Below are 14,900 nucleotides of genomic sequence, written 5' to 3'. Positions count from 1 at the left end.
GGATGCCACAGCTACTTCTCATCGATTCGTCCGCCGAACTCCACCACTCGACCTCACGTGATCTGACCGCACTGTTCGCTCAGCAGTGGTCGAAGAACAGTCCGGATCACACGACGGTGACGTTGGACCTGCACCGGGATCCCTTGCCGCACCTCGCGGACGCGGCCCTGCACTATGCACCACGCTTGCGAGTCGAGGGCGAGATTCCGGATCCCGCCGCGGAAGCACTCCAGGCTCGGGTCATCGAGCAACTTACCGCTGCAGACGTCGTCGTGATCGGTGCGCCGATGTACAACTGGTCGATCCCGTCCACGTTGAAGGCGTGGATCGACTACGTACACGTCCTGGGGACTACGGTCCCTTTCGACACGCGTACTCAGCCTCTGGCAGGTAAGCCGGTGGTGATCGTCTCCAGCCGCGGAAACACCTATGCGCCGGGCTCGGGAAACGAGGCCAACGATCACACCGTCCCGCCACTCGTTCAGGTGCTCGGGGTGTCGATGGGAATGGATGTCTCCGTCATCACCGCGGAACTGACTTTGGCGCAACGTATTCCGGCGATGGCACCTCTGGTCGAGCAGGGTGACGCGAGCCTGCGTGCTGCCCGTGAGTCGTTGACCGAGCTGGCCCGTACCTTGGGAGCCTGATCAAGAAGTTCGACCGGGTTCAGGTGAGAGACGAGATCATCGACGCCACGTCTGACGGTTCTACGTCGTAACCGGGGAAATAGCAGCACACTTCGTCGGCATGTTCGCCGAACCGCCGCCGAATCTCGGTGGCGCACTCTTCGGGAGTGCCGACGACGGCGAGTGTGGTCAGCATCGGATCGGTGATCAGCGACGCCATCTCGGTGTAGCCACCTCGCTTCGACAGGGCATTGAGTTCCGGTTGGACCTCGCCCCACCCTTCGACGTCGAGCACCGGACGGTATGCGGGCGTCGAACCGTAGAACGAGAGCAGGGCTCGGACGCCTCTGGCGGCCGCGGCAGGTTGATCCTCGCCGCGGCCGACGCCGACGATGACCTGCGGGATGATCGTGAATTCGTCTCGGGTGCGGCCGGATTCGCGAAGACCGGCATCGACGGCCGGAAGTGTTCGTTCGAGGAAATGACGTTGCGTGTGGAACGGCATGACCAGTAGTCCGTCGGCCACCTCGGCAGCCGTCCTGGTCATCACCGGTCCGAGCGCACCCATCAGGATGGGCGGCGGCCCATAGGGGTTGGGGCCGGGATCGAACGTCGGAGGCATCAACGTGTGGGTGAAGAACTCGCCGCGGAAGTTCAGCGTCGAGGTGTTCTCCCACGCAGTGAAGATCGCCTTGACCGCTGCGACCGTCTCCTTCATGCGGGCCGCCGGACGCGACCATGTTGCGCTGTAGCGTTTTTCGATGTGCGGTTTGATCTGCGATCCGAGACCCAGTCGAAAGTGGCCGCGACTGAGCAACTGCAGGTCGTTGGCCGAATGCGCCAGATGCATGGGACTGCGGGGGAATGCGATGGCGACGTTGGTCATCAGGTCGAGGTCGACGGCCGATGCTGCTTCGACGAGCGGGAAGAACACGTCGTGTGGTCCCTCGAACGTGAACAGGCCACCGGCGCCGGTCTCCGCGAGTTCACGGCTACGAGCAGCGCCCGCGCCCGGCGCGGAGTCCAGTTGTACGTGAACCTTCATCGGCGTCCCCGCAGCCAGGTGCTGACACCGGGAGCGAACGGAGCGATCGCCGCCACCGCGACCAGGGCGCAGTAGAGAATCGGACCCCATCTCAGAACTCCGGCGCCGATGTCTGCTGCGCCGTCGACCAGAGACATGAAGCCGAGTCCGGCCGCGATGCTCACGACTCCCACGATCGCCGTCATCACCCGCCCGGCGTTCTTGCGTGCGCGGAGGAGTTGAAGGCTCATGAGTGCGAGCAGGACCAGGACGAGAGCGCCGCCGCCGCTGCCGGCGAGTACGACGGTCACGGCATCGGAGATGTCGGTGGACGAGTATCCGGGATTGTCGCGCGCAGTCGATTCTTCGAGAGCCGACCGGACGTCGTCGAGGCTGGTGACTACCACTCCGGCGATTCCGGCCAGGACGACGAACGAGCCGATCCAGGCAGAGGTGGACAATGTCACGGCTTTGGGTGTCTCGTCGCTCGCTGCAGGTCGGAGCGGCCGAACCGAGACGTCGGGTCGCTCGGGTGCCGGGCGTGGAGGTGACGGGCGAGGAGGTCGCGCGGGAGAATTGTCGGGATCGGTCACCGGCCGATCGTAGCCATTCGGAGAGATACGGAAGTGATGTGGCGCACTTTTCCGGCTTTTCGGGGAAGGCGGGAACAAATCTACGTGGGCTGTAGTTGACCATTTCGACAAGCTTGAGCGCCCTCGGCTCAACTTCAAGTTGACTCCCGGCCACGGTCGGAGGCAAACTTGAGCGGAGGACGCTCACCAAGCGAAAAACTCGCGGTCATGTTCGAGATCAACCACTCGGGCAGAGAACCGCAGAACGAAAGGTAGGAACACTATGGCTCGTGCAGTCGGTATCGATCTCGGTACGACCAACTCGGTAGTTGCAGTGCTGGAGGGCGGCGAGCCCGTAGTGGTCGCCAACGCCGAAGGCTCACGTACCACCCCCTCGGTGGTCGCATTTGCCAAGAACGGCGAGGTTCTCGTCGGTCAGCCCGCGAAGAACCAGGCAGTCACGAACGTCGACCGCACCCTCCGCTCCGTCAAGCGCCACATCGGCACTGACTGGAACGTGGAAATCGACGGCAAGAAGTACACGCCGCAGGAAATCAGCGCCCGCACGCTCATGAAGCTCAAGCGTGACGCGGAGGCTTACCTCGGCGAAGACATCACCGACGCCGTCATCACCGTCCCCGCGTACTTCGAGGACGCACAGCGTCAGGCAACCAAGGAAGCCGGCCAGATCGCCGGCCTCAACGTCCTTCGTATCGTCAACGAGCCCACCGCGGCTGCACTGGCATACGGACTCGACAAGGGTGACACCGAGCAGACCATTCTGGTCTTCGACCTCGGTGGCGGCACCTTCGACGTCTCCCTGCTCGAAATCGGCGACGGTGTCGTCGAGGTTCGCGCAACCTCCGGTGACAACCACCTCGGTGGCGACGACTGGGACGAGCGCGTCGTCGCTTGGCTGGTCGACAAGTTCAAGGCTCAGAACGGCATCGATCTGACCAAGGACAAGATGGCCCTGCAGCGTCTGCGTGAGGCTGCGGAGAAGGCGAAGATCGAGCTCTCCAGCTCGCAGAGCACCTCCATCAACCTCCCGTACATCACGGTCGACGCGGACAAGAACCCGCTCTTCCTGGACGAGCAGCTCTCCCGCAGCGAGTTCCAGAAGATCACCTCCGACCTGCTCGATCGCACCCGTGCGCCGTTCCAGGCAGTGATCAAGGACAGCGGAATCGCCGTCAAGGACATCGACCATGTCGTGCTCGTCGGTGGCTCCACCCGTATGCCGGCCGTCTCCGATCTGGTTCGTGAACTGACCGGTGGCCGTGAGCCCAACAAGGGCGTCAACCCGGACGAGGTCGTCGCCGTCGGCGCCGCACTCCAGGCCGGTGTGCTCAAGGGTGAGGTCAAGGATGTTCTGCTCCTCGACGTCACGCCGCTTTCCCTCGGCATCGAAACCAAGGGTGGCGTGATGACCAAGCTCATCGAGCGCAACACCACGATCCCCACGAAGCGTTCCGAGACCTTCACCACCGCTGACGACAACCAGCCTTCGGTGCAGATCCAGGTCTTCCAGGGTGAGCGCGAAATCGCTTCGCACAACAAGCTGCTCGGCTCCTTCGAGCTCACCGATCTGCCGCCCGCCCCGCGTGGCGTTCCGCAGATCGAGGTCACCTTCGACATCGACGCCAACGGCATCGTGCACGTGACGGCGAAGGACAAGGGCACCGGCAAGGAGAACACGATCAAGATCCAGGACGGCTCCGGTCTGTCCAAGGAAGAGATCGAGCGCATGGTCAAGGACGCCGAGGCTCACGCCGAGGAAGACAAGGCCCGTCGCGAAGAGGCAGAGGTTCGCAACCAGGCCGAGTCGCTGGTCCACCAGACGGAGAAGTTCGTCAAGGAGCAGCGTGAAGGTGAGAACGCGGGCAAGGTCTCTGAGGAGATCCTGACCAAGGTCGAGGCAGCGGTCAAGGACGTCAACGACGCCCTGGCAGGCACCGACATCGCTGCAGTGAAGACCGCAGTGGAGAAGCTGGGCACCGAGTCGCAGGCTCTGGGCCAGGCCATCTACGAGGCTTCCGCTGCAAACGAGGCCGGAAACACCGACGGCGCAGGCAATGACGACGACGTCGTCGACGCCGAGGTTGTCGACGAGCCCACCGACTCGGACAAGAAGTGACCTCGGACAACCCCGAGAACAACCCGGTCGACCCCGAGACCGGTGCACAGGGAGAGGCGGCGGGGGAATCCCTGCCGCCGCTCGACTCGGAAGACACAGGGGTAGTTCAGGAAGCAGAGTCGATCGTGGAGGAAGCATCCGCCACCGATCAGCTCGCCGAACGGACTGCGGATCTGCAGCGACTTCAGGCGGAGTTCACCAACTACCGTCGTCGCGTCGAGCGTGACAAGCAGGTCATCAAGGAAACCGCGCGGGCTTCGGTCATCACCGAGCTCATCGGAATTCTCGACGACCTGGATCGCGCTCGGGCACACGGTGACCTCGAATCGGGTCCACTGCGTGCACTCGCAGACAAACTCAACACGACCCTGACGGGTCTGGGTTTGACCGACTTCGGCAGCGAGGGTGACGATTTCGATCCCGCACTCCACGAAGCGGTGCAGCATGAAGGCGAAGGCCACGACCCGGTACTCGGGACGGTCATGCGCAAGGGATACAAGCTCGGCGACCGGGTCCTTCGGACCGCAATGGTGGCCGTGACGGACCGGGTAGGCGACAAGCCTGCAGACGGTTCAGAACAAGAAGCGAAGTAAGAGTGAGAGGAGGAGACGCCCAGTGAGTCAACGGGAGTGGATCGAGAAGGACTTCTACAAGGAGCTGGGCGTCTCGTCCACCGCGACGGCCGACGAAATCAAGAAGGCGTATCGCAAGCTGGCTCGGGATCTTCATCCCGACGCCAACCCTGACGATGCGAAGGCCGAAGAGCGTTTCAAGTCCGTCAGTGAAGCTCATGCCGTTCTGTCTGATCCGGACAAGCGCAAGGAGTACGACGAGGCTCGGCGCCTCTTTGCCAGCGGCGGCTTCGGCCCCCGCGCGCAGGGCGGCGGCGGATTCAACCCCGGCGCTGGTGGTTTCGACATCAACGACCTGTTCGGCGGCGGGGCCGGTGGGCAGGACTCGGGTCTCGGAGACATCTTCGGCGGATTGTTCAACCGCGGGGGAGCGGGCCAGCGAACAGCTGCGCCCAACCGCCCGCGTCGAGGCAAGGATCTCGAGACCGAGACGACGCTCGCCTTCCGTGAAGCAGCGCTCGGTGTCACCGTCCCTCTTCGTCTGACCAGCCCTACGTCGTGCACCACGTGTCACGGCAGCGGCGCAAAGCCAGGCACCAGCCCGCGAGTGTGCCCACATTGCAACGGAACCGGCGTGGTCAGCCGGAACCAGGGCGCCTTCGGATTCAGTGAGCCGTGTGACGATTGCCGGGGAACCGGCTCGATCATCGACTCGCCGTGTGAAGACTGCCACGGTAGCGGCGTCACCAATCGCACACGGACCATCACGGTTCGCGTGCCTGCCGGTGTGAGCGACGGTCAGAAGATCAGACTCAAGGGCAAGGGCGAAGCGGGACTCCGCGGCGCTCCGGCCGGCGACCTGTTCGTCAACATCCGCGTCAAGCCGGACAGTGTCTTCGGACGCAACGGCGACGACCTGACACTGACGGTTCCGGTGAGCTACGGCGAGCTGGTGCTGGGAACGACACTGTCCGTGCCGACTTTGGAAGGCCGTGTCGGAGTGAAGGTTCCGGCTGGAACGGTGGACGGACGCATTCTGCGAGTTCGCGGACGCGGTATCCCCAAGCGGCCGGACGGTGCCGGTGACCTTCTGGTCACGGTCAAGGTATCCGTTCCGCAGAAGTTGGACGACCCGGCGATCGAAGCGCTGAAAACCTATCTCGAAGCCGAGAAGGCGAGCGGGTTCGATCCACGGGCCGGGTGGGCCGGTGCATGATGACAGAGCGACCGCAGAATCAATGGGATGCGACGGTCGATCCTGACGCTCAGATCTTCGTGATCTCGGTGGCAGCCGAGTTGGCCGGAATGCACGCGCAGACTTTGCGTAACTACGACCGACTCGGGTTGGTCACCCCGCATCGAACCACCGGTGGCGGACGACGCTACTCCCCGCGCGATGTTGCGCTTCTTCGTGAAGTACAACGGCTTTCGCAGGACGAGGGAGTCAACCTTGCCGGAATCAAACGAATCATCGAACTGACCAACCAGGTCGAGGCTCTGCAGCATCGCGTCCGCGAATTGGCCGAGGAGATCGCGAAAGTCCATGCGGGCTATCGCCGGGATCTCGTGCCGATTCCGCGCAACAACGCGTTGGTGGTCTGGAAGCCCCGCAACCAGCGATAGTCGGACCTTTACACAAACGGCTCCACGCCCTGTCGGATTCCTTTCGTCGAATCCGCCAGGGCGTGGAGCCGTTTCGGCGTTTCCACCCAGCGGGAAGAGATCTGTCGACGCCGCCTCAATGTGCATAGCGTCCGCTTCCATGACTCCACTTTTCAGCGTTTGACGTTATCCAGATCACATTCTATGCTCCATCCCAAGCAACTGCTTGCTAGATCATCAAGCGGGTGCTTGGTTGGCTGGTGCTCGAAATCAGGCACGTCCACCGGCCGATCATTCTTTCGTCAGGTATTCGCCTGACGTTCGGTGCATACATGTGTTCTAGGAGTGCAGACATGAATCGTCGGCCCATTCTTGTTGCGGCAGTTGCCGTGACGGCTCTGGCTCTTGCAGGGTGCAGTGGTTCTTCGGAGTCCGACGGAGGTGCGGACTCGCCCTACCGTGTGCTGCTGACCGGCGGGATCAGTGCACAGGGAGTCCTCGCGGCTAATTCGCAGACCTCGCTGCTCGCCACCAAGGCGGGCGTTCAGGTCCAGAACGAAGCCGGGGGGATCGGTGGCCGTCAGATCGAGCTCACTACGGTGGACGACGCGGGTGACGCAACCATCGCCGTCACCAAGCTGCGCGAAGCCATCAATTCGGGGAACAAGCCTGACCTCTACCTGAACTCGGGTCCGTCGTCGATCGCGGCTGCGGTTCTGCCGATCCTCAAGCAGAACAACATTCTCTCGATGAGCATGGCTCCCTCGCCCGATTCGACGGACCCCTCGAAGTTCCCGCTCAACTTCGATCTGGCTCCGGGTGCGACCGATACCGCTCGCGGAATTTCCGAGTACGCGAAGTCCAAGGGTTACAGCAGCGTCGGAGTCTTGTACGGCAGCACCGCTTACGGTGAGCTGTTCGGCGAAGAAATGACCAGTGCTTTGCAATCCGCAGGTCTGAAGGCCGCCGGTAACGAGGAGTACGACGCCGCCGCTTTGGACATGACGGCGCAGTTGCAGTCGCTCAAGAATTCGGGTGCCGCGGCAATCGCCTTGGATGCGTACGGCGCTCCTCTCGGATACGTGTTGCAAAGCCTCGAGCGACTCGGCTGGGACGTGCCGCTGGTCGGAAACACCTCGGTGTCTGCCACCAACCTGATCGCGAATGATCCGCCGGCCGGTGTGCTCGGCACCCCGCAGGTGAAGAACCTGGTGACGCAGGTGTTCAGCAGCACGGTATTCGATCCGAACAACGCACTCGTCAACACGATGGTGGACACGATGGCTTCGCTGGGCTCCATCCCGTCGACGCTGATCCTCGCGGACAACTACGACGCTTTCCCCCTCGTCGCGGCGGCAGCGGAGAAGGTCGGCAGTTCGACCGATCCGAAGAAGCTCGCCGAAGCACTGGAAACCACTGAGGTCCAGGAGAATGCCAAGACCGCATTCCTCTCGCGCTACAACTTCAGCTCCGACAACCACGGCCCGAACCCGGACACCAGCGAGCTGAAGTTCATCAGTCCGACGAAGATCCTCAACGGTCAGTTCGGAAACCCGGCTGCGTCATGACCATTCTGTGGTCCGGGTTGGCGCTCGGCGCGGTCTACGTGCTGGTTGCCATCGGGTACAACATCGTTTTCGTTTCCTCCAACACATTCAACTTCGCTCAAGCTCAGCTGATGATGGTGGGCACCTTTGTCGCCTACACGGGTCTGGTGACCCTGAAACTCCCCGTTCTCGTGGTGGCCGTCATGGCTACCGTGACCGTGATGCTCCTCGCCTCGGTCGAGGAGATCGTCGCGATCAGACCGGTGGCCGATCACCAGAACCAGTTGGTCACGACGTTGGGTGTCGCAACTCTGCTCAACGGCGCCACTCAATTGATCTGGGGTAGTGAACCTCTCACGGTTCCGTTCTTCGGATCGAACGAACCGATCACCCTGCTCGGCGGCCGTACCTACCCGGTCGAGATCGCTCTGCTGGTTGCGGCGATCGCACTGGTCGTCGGGTTGAGTTACGTCTCGAAGAAAACGATGACGGGTCTGGCTCTGATCGGCATCTCCGAGGATCGTGAAGCGGCGATGCTGCGAGGAGTCAACGTACGACGGTTGGCACTGGGAGCGTTTGCCTTCTCGGGTGCCTTGGCCGGTGTCCTCGGACTCTTCGTCGGCCCCAAGACGTTTGCAGTTGCGACGTTGGGTGCAGCGTTGGCCCTCAAGGGATTCGTGGCGTTGGCGATCGGCGGGTTCGGCTCTCTGCCTGGCGCTTTGATCGGCGGTCTGACCGTCGGCCTGGTGGAATCGTTCACCGCCCTGTGGGCGGGAAGTCAGTACAGCAATATCGCCGTCTTCACGGTGCTGATCGTCATCTTGATGGTCAAACCGGCTGGACTGTTCGGCAATGTCCGAGAACGGGTGGTGTGAGATGGTAAGTGCGTGGCGGACTTTCCGTTCCCTACCGAGCTGGATCATCCCACTCGTCCTGGCCGTGGTGATCCTGCTGCTGCCCGTGATGGGACTCGACCTGTCGACATCACGTCAGATTCAATTGGCCTGCATCCTGGCACTTGTGGTCAGTGGCCTGAACTTGAGCCTCGGCTTTGCCGGTGAACTGGCACTCGGCCAGGCAGCGATGTACGCGGCCGGTGCCTACACCGCGGGTCTGATGTCCCAGGCAGGTCACACCGACATTCTGCTTCAGCTTGCTGCCTCCGGAGCAGTGGCACTGGCGGTCGGAATCCTGACCGGTGTTCCCGGTCTGCGCCTGGGCAACTGGTCCCTGGCGATGACGTCGTTCTTCCTGGTTCTGCTGGTACCGGACGTACTGGCGATCTTCGGTGGCAAGACCGGCGGCCGAAACGGCCTCACCGGTATGGAGCCGCCGACGTTCTTCGGTTCCGAACTAGACACCCAGCAGTACTACATGGTGGTCGTCGTCGTGACCGTGCTCTGGTTCGCGGTGATGCGTAACCTGGTGGTCTCGCGGCACGGCATCGCGTTCCGCACGCTCAAGCAGTCGCCGGTTCTGGCGTCGTCGCAGGGTGTATCGGTGTTCCGGATGAAGCTGCTCGGTTATGCCATCGGTGCGTTCCCCGCCGGTCTGGCGGGTGCGCTGTTCGCCAACACCGACCTGTTCATCTCGCCGGAAGCCTTCGGGTTCACCTTTGCCACAGCAGTTCTGGCGGCGTCGATCCTCGGCGGTGCGGCAAGTGTGTACGGCGCCGTGGTCGGTGCCGCGATCATGCAGCTCGGTCCCAACCAGTCGACGGCGTTCCAGGAGTATTCGCTGATCTTCTACGGCGGCTTCCTGATCATCGGCGGTGTGCTTCTCTCCGGGGGTTTGACCAAGGTCGGGCGAGCGATCGTCTCGAAACTCGATCGCAAGGCCGGCCTGGGCGTAGTCACCGCAAAGGAAAACAGCGGTGGGACACCGGAACTGGCGCCGATCAACGGAGCACGGTTGGTGGTCGACGGAGTGTCCAAAGCGTTCGGTGGCAACCAGGCGCTCAATGCGGCAACCCTGACCGCAGAGGCCGGTAAGGTCACCGCGTTGATCGGGCCCAACGGTTCGGGTAAGACGACCATGCTCAACATGATCTGCGGCTTCTACACCGCAGATGCGGGCGTGATCACGATCGGTGACACGGTGGTCTCGCAGTCGTCGCCGCACAAGGTGGCGCGCGTGGGTGTGGCGCGCACCTTCCAAACTCCGACGATTCCGGAAAACATCACGGTTCTGGAAGCTGTTGCATCCGGACGTTATTCGGTGCACCGAGCGTCGATGGCGTCGGCTGTGCTTCGCCTGCCCAGCTTCCGCAGGATCGCGAAGGCCGACATCGTCGAGGCCGAGCGTGTCCTCGAACTCGTGGGGATGTCGCACTTGCGCAACGAGATCGCGACGTCGCTGCCCCTGGGGATGCGTCGCATGCTCGAGGTTGCTCGCGCCGTCATCGCCGAACCGAGGGTCGTCCTCTTCGACGAGGTGGCCTCGGGCCTCGACGAGGACGAACTCGAACGCCTGGCAGATCTGATCCGGGTACTGCGAGATGCCGGGGCGACAGTGGTGTTGGTGGAGCACAACTTCCGCCTCGTCCTCTCGCTGGCCGACGAGATAGTCGTGCTGGCGCAAGGGCAGGTGATCGCCACCGGCGATGGGGCAACCATCGAACATCACCCACGCGTCTTGAGCGAGTACCTCGGAGTCAAGTCCGGTGACGAAGAAGCACTTCTCGAAGAAATCGGCGCGGTAGACCATCAGACCAGTGAGGTGAAGTGATGGAACCGATTCTGAAGGTCCGAAACTTGCAGACCGGGTACGGCGATCTGCGCGTCGTCTGGGATGTCTCGTTCGACGTCTATCCCGGTCAGGTGACCGCCCTGCTCGGACGCAACGGCGCAGGCAAGACGAGCACGCTCCGTGCCCTGTCCGGCCTCAACAAGGTGGCCTCCGGAACCGTCGAGATGGACGGCGCCGACATCACCGGAGTCCCCGCGCACAAACGGGTACGACAGGGGATGGCGTACGTGCAGGAGGGCAAGCGGGTCTTCCACAAGCAGACCGTCGAGCAGAACCTCCTGCTGGGCGGGTACACCCGCAAGGCAAAGCGCGGCGAGCTTATGGAATCCGTCGAATCGATGTACGAGATGTTTCCGATCCTGGGGGAGAAGCGTTCGCTTCCCGCCGGTTCCATGTCGGGCGGTCAGCAGCAGATGCTCGCGATCGGCGCAGCGCTGATGGCGCAGCCTAGGTTGCTCCTTCTCGACGAACCTTCGGGCGGTCTCGCTCCCGTGATCGTCGGTGAGGTGATGGACCGCGTCCAACAACTCAAGGAAACCGGCCTGGCTGTTCTACTGGTCGAGCAGGCAGTCGAGGCCGCGATGAGCGTCGCCGATCATGTCACGGTCCTCGACATCGGCAAGGTGGTTCTCGACGCCGATGCCAAGGACATCGACGACCTGGCAGTGCTCAAGGATGCGTATTTCGGACGCGTCTGAACTGCAATGACGGCTTCAGCCCGGCCACCTCGGCCGGGCTGAAGCCGTTTCCCGCTCCGTGGCACGGGCCCTAGCCGGCTCGGGGCCATCGATCTACCGTCCTGCAAACAACTCCCGCGAGAGGCAAACTCGATGACCACTGCTCCCGACGTGCTCGCCCCGGCGAAGCTCGGCCCGGTGACCCTTCGAAATCGAATCATCAAGTCCGCGACATTCGAAGGCAAAACTCCCGACGCCCTGGTCACCGACGAGCTGATCGAGTTCCATCGTCGCCCAGCCGCCGGCGGAGTCGGGATGTCCACCGTCGCGTATTGCGCCGTCGCACCGGAAGGGCGCACCGAATACGGCCAGCTCTGGATGCGGCCCGATGCCCTCCCCGGGCTTCGGCGGCTCACCGATGCCATTCACGCCGAAGGTGCTGCTGCGTCGGCGCAGCTCGGCCATGCCGGTCCCGTGGCGAATCAGAAGTCGACCGGACTGCCCGCGCTGGCACCGTCGAGTTCGTTCAATCCGTTGAGCATGAGGATGATTCGCACTGCCACGACAGCGGACATCACCAGAATTGCGGCCGCGCACGGGAGCGCTGCGCGACTTGCCGTCGAGGCAGGATTCGACGCCGTCGAGATCCACTTCGGTCACAACTATTTCGCGAGCTCGTTCCTGAGCCCGAAACTCAACCGTCGTAAGGACTCCTACGGCGGATCGCTGGAGAACCGGGCTCGCGTCGTACTCGAAACTGCACGCAGTGTGCGCGATGCCGTCGGTGACAAGGTCGCGATCTTGGCCAAGCTGAACATGGACGACGGTGTGCCAGGCGGATTCTGGGTGGACGAAGCAATCCAGGTGGCGCAGTGGCTCGAAGCATCCGGAAGCGTCGACGCGCTCGAGTTGACGATGGGCAGTTCACTGCTCAACCCGATGTACCTGTTCAAGGGCGATGCGCCGATCCGCGAGTTCGCCGCGGCGATGCCGCAACCTGTTCGACTCGGTGTGCAGTTGGTGGGGAAGAGCATGTTGCATACCTATCCGTACAAGCCGTTGTTCATGCTGGAAGAGGCTCGGCAGATTCGTGCTGCGGTGAAGTTGCCGCTCGTGCTGCTCGGGGGTGTCACGGACAAAGCGGGCATGGATACCGCAATGGCGGAAGGGTTCGAGTTCGTCGCCATGGCACGGGCGCTGCTCAGAGAACCGGATCTGATCAATCGGATCGCGGCCGAATCCGATACCCAATCACTGTGCATCCACTGCAACAAGTGCATGCCCACGATCTTCAGTGGCGCCCGCTGCGTGTTGGTCGAACGCGTCTGAGCTGGTCAGCGCACACCACGTCCCGACATCCATGCGGATACCGGGTCGTGGGCCGTAGCGGATCAAGTTCGTGGTTGCATCAACGCTTGGTTCAGTTCTGCGTGAAGACGTCGTAGGAGGCGTTCATCGTGGGGTAGCCGGTGGCCATGTAGTCGGTGAGGATGACGTGCGTCGGGTCGCCGATGATGCGAGTCCCGTCGAGGGTGGGGTTGCCGGCGTAGTTGTTGGCAGCCATGACCGTCTGGACGCCGTCGGCGACGTTGTAGGTGACGTCGACACCGATACCGCGGGGATCGCTGCTGTAGGCGGTGACGATCTCGGTGGTGTGCGGGGCCAGGTAGGAGCGGGGGCCGTTGATCCACTGTCCGTAGGGGTTGGACGCGCTGTCCAGCAGCATCGGGTTGTCGGTGTTGTTGGTGATGGTCATGGCAACCGTCGGGCCGTCGGTGGGCATGGTGCCGGCGTTGGCGATCGCTGCGGTTCCCAGTGCGGTTCCGCCGACAGCGAGGGCGATTGCGGTGACTGCTACGAAGCGAGTGGTGTTGGTACGCATGATGTCTGCTCCTGGGATGGTGTGTGGTTGCCGTTCTCGGCGATGAATCAATCTTGTCGCGAATGAGTGCTGCAGTATGTCCGCCGACGGGGCCGTGGCGGGGTTGAATCTCTTGTCCCCCGATCGGGGGAGGCGTAAGTGCTCGCATTGCTGGTACGGGCGTGAGAAAGTGAGCAATGCGCGAAGGCACGAAGCCGCTGGCCGGCAAGGTTTCCGTGGTGGTCGGCGACGATCACCCACTGTTCCGTGAGGGCGTGGTTCGGGCTCTGACCGGCAGTGACGGCATCGACGTCCTGGGCGAGGCCGACGACGGCGCAGCAGCGCTCGCAATGATCCGCGAACTACGCCCGCAGGTCGCGCTGCTCGACTTCCGGATGCCGCACCTGGATGGAACTCAGGTCGCCGCCGCAGTCGTTCGAGACGAGCTTCCGACGCGTGTGCTTCTGCTCAGCGCTCACGACGAATCGTCTGTCGTGTACCAGGCCCTGCAAGCCGGTGCTGCCGGATTCCTGCCGAAGGAATCCACTCGCGCCGAGATCGTGAGTGCCGTGCTCGACTGTGCTGCGGGACGAGATGTGTTGCCGCCCAGTATCGCCGCCGGATTGGTAGGAGAGGTTCGGCGTCGTAGTGAACCGTCCGGTCCGACGCTCAGCGCCCGCGAACGTGAGGTTCTCGGATTGATCGCGCAGGGCGCCAGCATCCCGGTCATCGCCTCACAACTCTTTCTTGCGCCCTCCACCGTCAAAACTCACGTGCAGCGCCTCTACGAGAAACTCGGAGTCAACGATCGAGGCGCCGCCGTCGCCGCTGCAATGCGGCAGGGATTGTTGGAGTGAGCAAGCGTCACCGAAGCACGTACGTGACGTTCATGGCCGGGTAACCCGAGGTCATCGTCACCGTGACGTCGTGGCTGTCGGGGGCGTACGTACCTCCGGCATCCGCCCTGGTCTTCGAGTTGGTAGCACTGAAGACAAACACCCCACCGTCGTCGGAGCGGTACGTGAGCACGATGGGGAAGTCGTTCTGGTTCTTGCTCGTGGCCACAACGTTCACGTTCATGTTGGGGAGGATGTAGTCCGCCGGCGGGACGACCCAGTCGCCGTTCGGATTGGACGCGTGGACCAGATACAGGGCCCCGCGACCCGAATTGCTGATCATCGCCGTCGTGACGGATGTGTCGGTCATCGACTTCACCGTGTTCGCACCGGCGGAGCGGGCAACCAGAGCTGCCATGCTGAGGCCGGAGAAGGAAAGTGCTTCAGGTCGAATTGTGTTGGTGCTCATCATGTTCTCCTCGATTTGTCGGTCTCGGTGACCGTGTGTTTCTGTGATGAGACAACTATGGCCCCGAAATCCCTTCGGGTCTGTCCACCTACGGGTCCGAGTGCTGGACGACATCGCTGTCCCCCGATCGGTGGACACAGCGCTCTCCGCCCACCCAGTGTCATGGGGTGGAGGCTCCGCCCACCCAGTGTCATGGGGTGGAGGCTCCGCCCACCCAGTGTCATGGGGT

The 14,900-nt window shown here is 62.9% G+C and carries 15 protein-coding genes; 11 read left to right on the top strand and 4 right to left on the bottom strand.

Annotated features, from left to right (window positions below; translation table 11 throughout):
- Positions 1 to 2 precede the first annotated feature (2 nt).
- Complete coding sequence (locus QRN54_RS15640; protein ID WP_054827513.1) at positions 3 to 647, top strand: FMN-dependent NADH-azoreductase; 645 nt, start codon at positions 3 to 5, stop codon at positions 645 to 647.
- Between the two features lie 19 nt (positions 648 to 666).
- On the opposite strand, the gene QRN54_RS15635 is transcribed toward QRN54_RS15640, so the two are convergent.
- Both QRN54_RS15635 and QRN54_RS15630 read right to left on the bottom strand, forming a co-directional pair.
- On the bottom strand, positions 667 to 1,671 hold the full coding sequence (locus tag QRN54_RS15635) for a TIGR03617 family F420-dependent LLM class oxidoreductase (protein WP_285182397.1): 1,005 nt from the start codon (positions 1,669 to 1,671) through the stop codon (positions 667 to 669).
- Positions 1,668 to 2,243 carry a hypothetical protein gene (locus QRN54_RS15630; RefSeq protein WP_039972689.1) on the bottom strand — a complete coding sequence of 192 codons (576 nt, stop codon included), beginning with the start codon at positions 2,241 to 2,243 and terminating at the stop codon, positions 1,668 to 1,670. Before QRN54_RS15630 ends, QRN54_RS15635 begins: the two co-directional genes overlap by 4 nt.
- A 262-nt stretch (positions 2,244 to 2,505) precedes the next feature.
- Here QRN54_RS15630 and dnaK point away from each other — a divergent pair, with 262 nt between their 5' ends.
- The 9 genes from dnaK (at position 2,506) to QRN54_RS15585 (ending at position 12,834) form a co-directional block, all read left to right on the top strand.
- Positions 2,506 to 4,359, top strand: coding sequence for a molecular chaperone DnaK (gene dnaK / locus QRN54_RS15625; RefSeq protein WP_019749384.1), 1,854 nt, complete (start codon positions 2,506 to 2,508; stop codon positions 4,357 to 4,359).
- Positions 4,356 to 4,952 (top strand): nucleotide exchange factor GrpE, encoded by a 597-nt coding sequence (gene grpE / locus QRN54_RS15620; RefSeq protein ID WP_003944430.1) that lies wholly within the window; start codon positions 4,356 to 4,358, stop codon positions 4,950 to 4,952. The genes dnaK and grpE overlap by 4 nt, the downstream gene beginning before the upstream one ends.
- A gap of 22 nt (positions 4,953 to 4,974) precedes the next feature.
- Positions 4,975 to 6,147 (top strand): molecular chaperone DnaJ, encoded by a 1,173-nt coding sequence (gene dnaJ, locus QRN54_RS15615; protein WP_003944329.1) that lies wholly within the window; start codon positions 4,975 to 4,977, stop codon positions 6,145 to 6,147.
- Complete coding sequence (locus tag QRN54_RS15610; RefSeq protein WP_003944355.1) at positions 6,144 to 6,554, top strand: heat shock protein transcriptional repressor HspR; 411 nt, start codon at positions 6,144 to 6,146, stop codon at positions 6,552 to 6,554. Before dnaJ ends, QRN54_RS15610 begins: the two co-directional genes overlap by 4 nt.
- A 332-nt stretch (positions 6,555 to 6,886) precedes the next feature.
- Positions 6,887 to 8,101 carry an ABC transporter substrate-binding protein gene (locus QRN54_RS15605; RefSeq protein ID WP_285182396.1) on the top strand — a complete coding sequence of 405 codons (1,215 nt, stop codon included), beginning with the start codon at positions 6,887 to 6,889 and terminating at the stop codon, positions 8,099 to 8,101.
- Positions 8,098 to 8,955: a branched-chain amino acid ABC transporter permease gene (locus QRN54_RS15600; protein ID WP_007726703.1), complete on the top strand. Its 858-nt coding sequence runs from the start codon at positions 8,098 to 8,100 to the stop codon at positions 8,953 to 8,955. The genes QRN54_RS15605 and QRN54_RS15600 overlap by 4 nt, the downstream gene beginning before the upstream one ends.
- Before the next feature lies 1 nt (position 8,956).
- Positions 8,957 to 10,807: a branched-chain amino acid ABC transporter ATP-binding protein/permease gene (locus QRN54_RS15595; protein WP_285182432.1), complete on the top strand. Its 1,851-nt coding sequence runs from the start codon at positions 8,957 to 8,959 to the stop codon at positions 10,805 to 10,807.
- Positions 10,807 to 11,526: an ABC transporter ATP-binding protein gene (locus tag QRN54_RS15590; RefSeq protein ID WP_003944438.1), complete on the top strand. Its 720-nt coding sequence runs from the start codon at positions 10,807 to 10,809 to the stop codon at positions 11,524 to 11,526. Before QRN54_RS15595 ends, QRN54_RS15590 begins: the two co-directional genes overlap by 1 nt.
- Before the next feature lie 132 nt (positions 11,527 to 11,658).
- Complete coding sequence (locus tag QRN54_RS15585) at positions 11,659 to 12,834, top strand: NADH:flavin oxidoreductase (protein WP_054827517.1); 1,176 nt, start codon at positions 11,659 to 11,661, stop codon at positions 12,832 to 12,834.
- Between the two features lie 91 nt (positions 12,835 to 12,925).
- Here QRN54_RS15585 and QRN54_RS15580 read toward each other — a convergent pair whose 3' ends face one another.
- Complete coding sequence (locus tag QRN54_RS15580) at positions 12,926 to 13,387, bottom strand: hypothetical protein (RefSeq protein ID WP_003944388.1); 462 nt, start codon at positions 13,385 to 13,387, stop codon at positions 12,926 to 12,928.
- 176 nt (positions 13,388 to 13,563) lie between these two features.
- On the opposite strand from QRN54_RS15580, the gene QRN54_RS15575 reads away from it, so the two are divergent.
- Complete coding sequence (locus QRN54_RS15575) at positions 13,564 to 14,223, top strand: response regulator (RefSeq protein ID WP_063314849.1); 660 nt, start codon at positions 13,564 to 13,566, stop codon at positions 14,221 to 14,223.
- Between the two features lie 7 nt (positions 14,224 to 14,230).
- On the opposite strand, the gene QRN54_RS15570 is transcribed toward QRN54_RS15575, so the two are convergent.
- On the bottom strand, positions 14,231 to 14,671 hold the full coding sequence (locus tag QRN54_RS15570; protein WP_039972735.1) for a hypothetical protein: 441 nt from the start codon (positions 14,669 to 14,671) through the stop codon (positions 14,231 to 14,233).
- Positions 14,672 to 14,900: the final 229 nt, after the last annotated feature.

The organism is Rhodococcus sp. MEB032 (genome assembly GCF_030208925.1).
GTDB classification, from domain to species: Bacteria; Actinomycetota; Actinomycetes; order Mycobacteriales; family Mycobacteriaceae; genus Rhodococcus_F; species Rhodococcus_F qingshengii.
This window is presented reverse-complemented; position numbering and strand designations above follow the sequence as displayed.

Excerpts from the sequence above, each read along its gene's own strand:
- QRN54_RS15640 (WP_054827513.1), top strand. The coding sequence starts at position 3 with ATGCCACAGCTACTTCTCATCGATTCGTCCGCCGAACTCCACCACTCG.
- QRN54_RS15635 (WP_285182397.1), bottom strand. The coding sequence starts at position 1,671 with ATGAAGGTTCACGTACAACTGGACTCCGCGCCGGGCGCGGGCGCTGCT.
- dnaK (WP_019749384.1), top strand. The coding sequence starts at position 2,506 with ATGGCTCGTGCAGTCGGTATCGATCTCGGTACGACCAACTCGGTAGTT.
- QRN54_RS15610 (WP_003944355.1), top strand. The coding sequence starts at position 6,144 with ATGATGACAGAGCGACCGCAGAATCAATGGGATGCGACGGTCGATCCT.
- QRN54_RS15605 (WP_285182396.1), top strand. The coding sequence starts at position 6,887 with ATGAATCGTCGGCCCATTCTTGTTGCGGCAGTTGCCGTGACGGCTCTG.
- QRN54_RS15600 (WP_007726703.1), top strand. The coding sequence starts at position 8,098 with ATGACCATTCTGTGGTCCGGGTTGGCGCTCGGCGCGGTCTACGTGCTG.
- QRN54_RS15595 (WP_285182432.1), top strand. The coding sequence starts at position 8,957 with ATGGTAAGTGCGTGGCGGACTTTCCGTTCCCTACCGAGCTGGATCATC.
- QRN54_RS15590 (WP_003944438.1), top strand. The coding sequence starts at position 10,807 with ATGGAACCGATTCTGAAGGTCCGAAACTTGCAGACCGGGTACGGCGAT.
- QRN54_RS15585 (WP_054827517.1), top strand. The coding sequence starts at position 11,659 with ATGACCACTGCTCCCGACGTGCTCGCCCCGGCGAAGCTCGGCCCGGTG.
- QRN54_RS15580 (WP_003944388.1), bottom strand. The coding sequence starts at position 13,387 with ATGCGTACCAACACCACTCGCTTCGTAGCAGTCACCGCAATCGCCCTC.
- QRN54_RS15575 (WP_063314849.1), top strand. The coding sequence starts at position 13,564 with ATGCGCGAAGGCACGAAGCCGCTGGCCGGCAAGGTTTCCGTGGTGGTC.
- QRN54_RS15570 (WP_039972735.1), bottom strand. The coding sequence starts at position 14,671 with ATGAGCACCAACACAATTCGACCTGAAGCACTTTCCTTCTCCGGCCTC.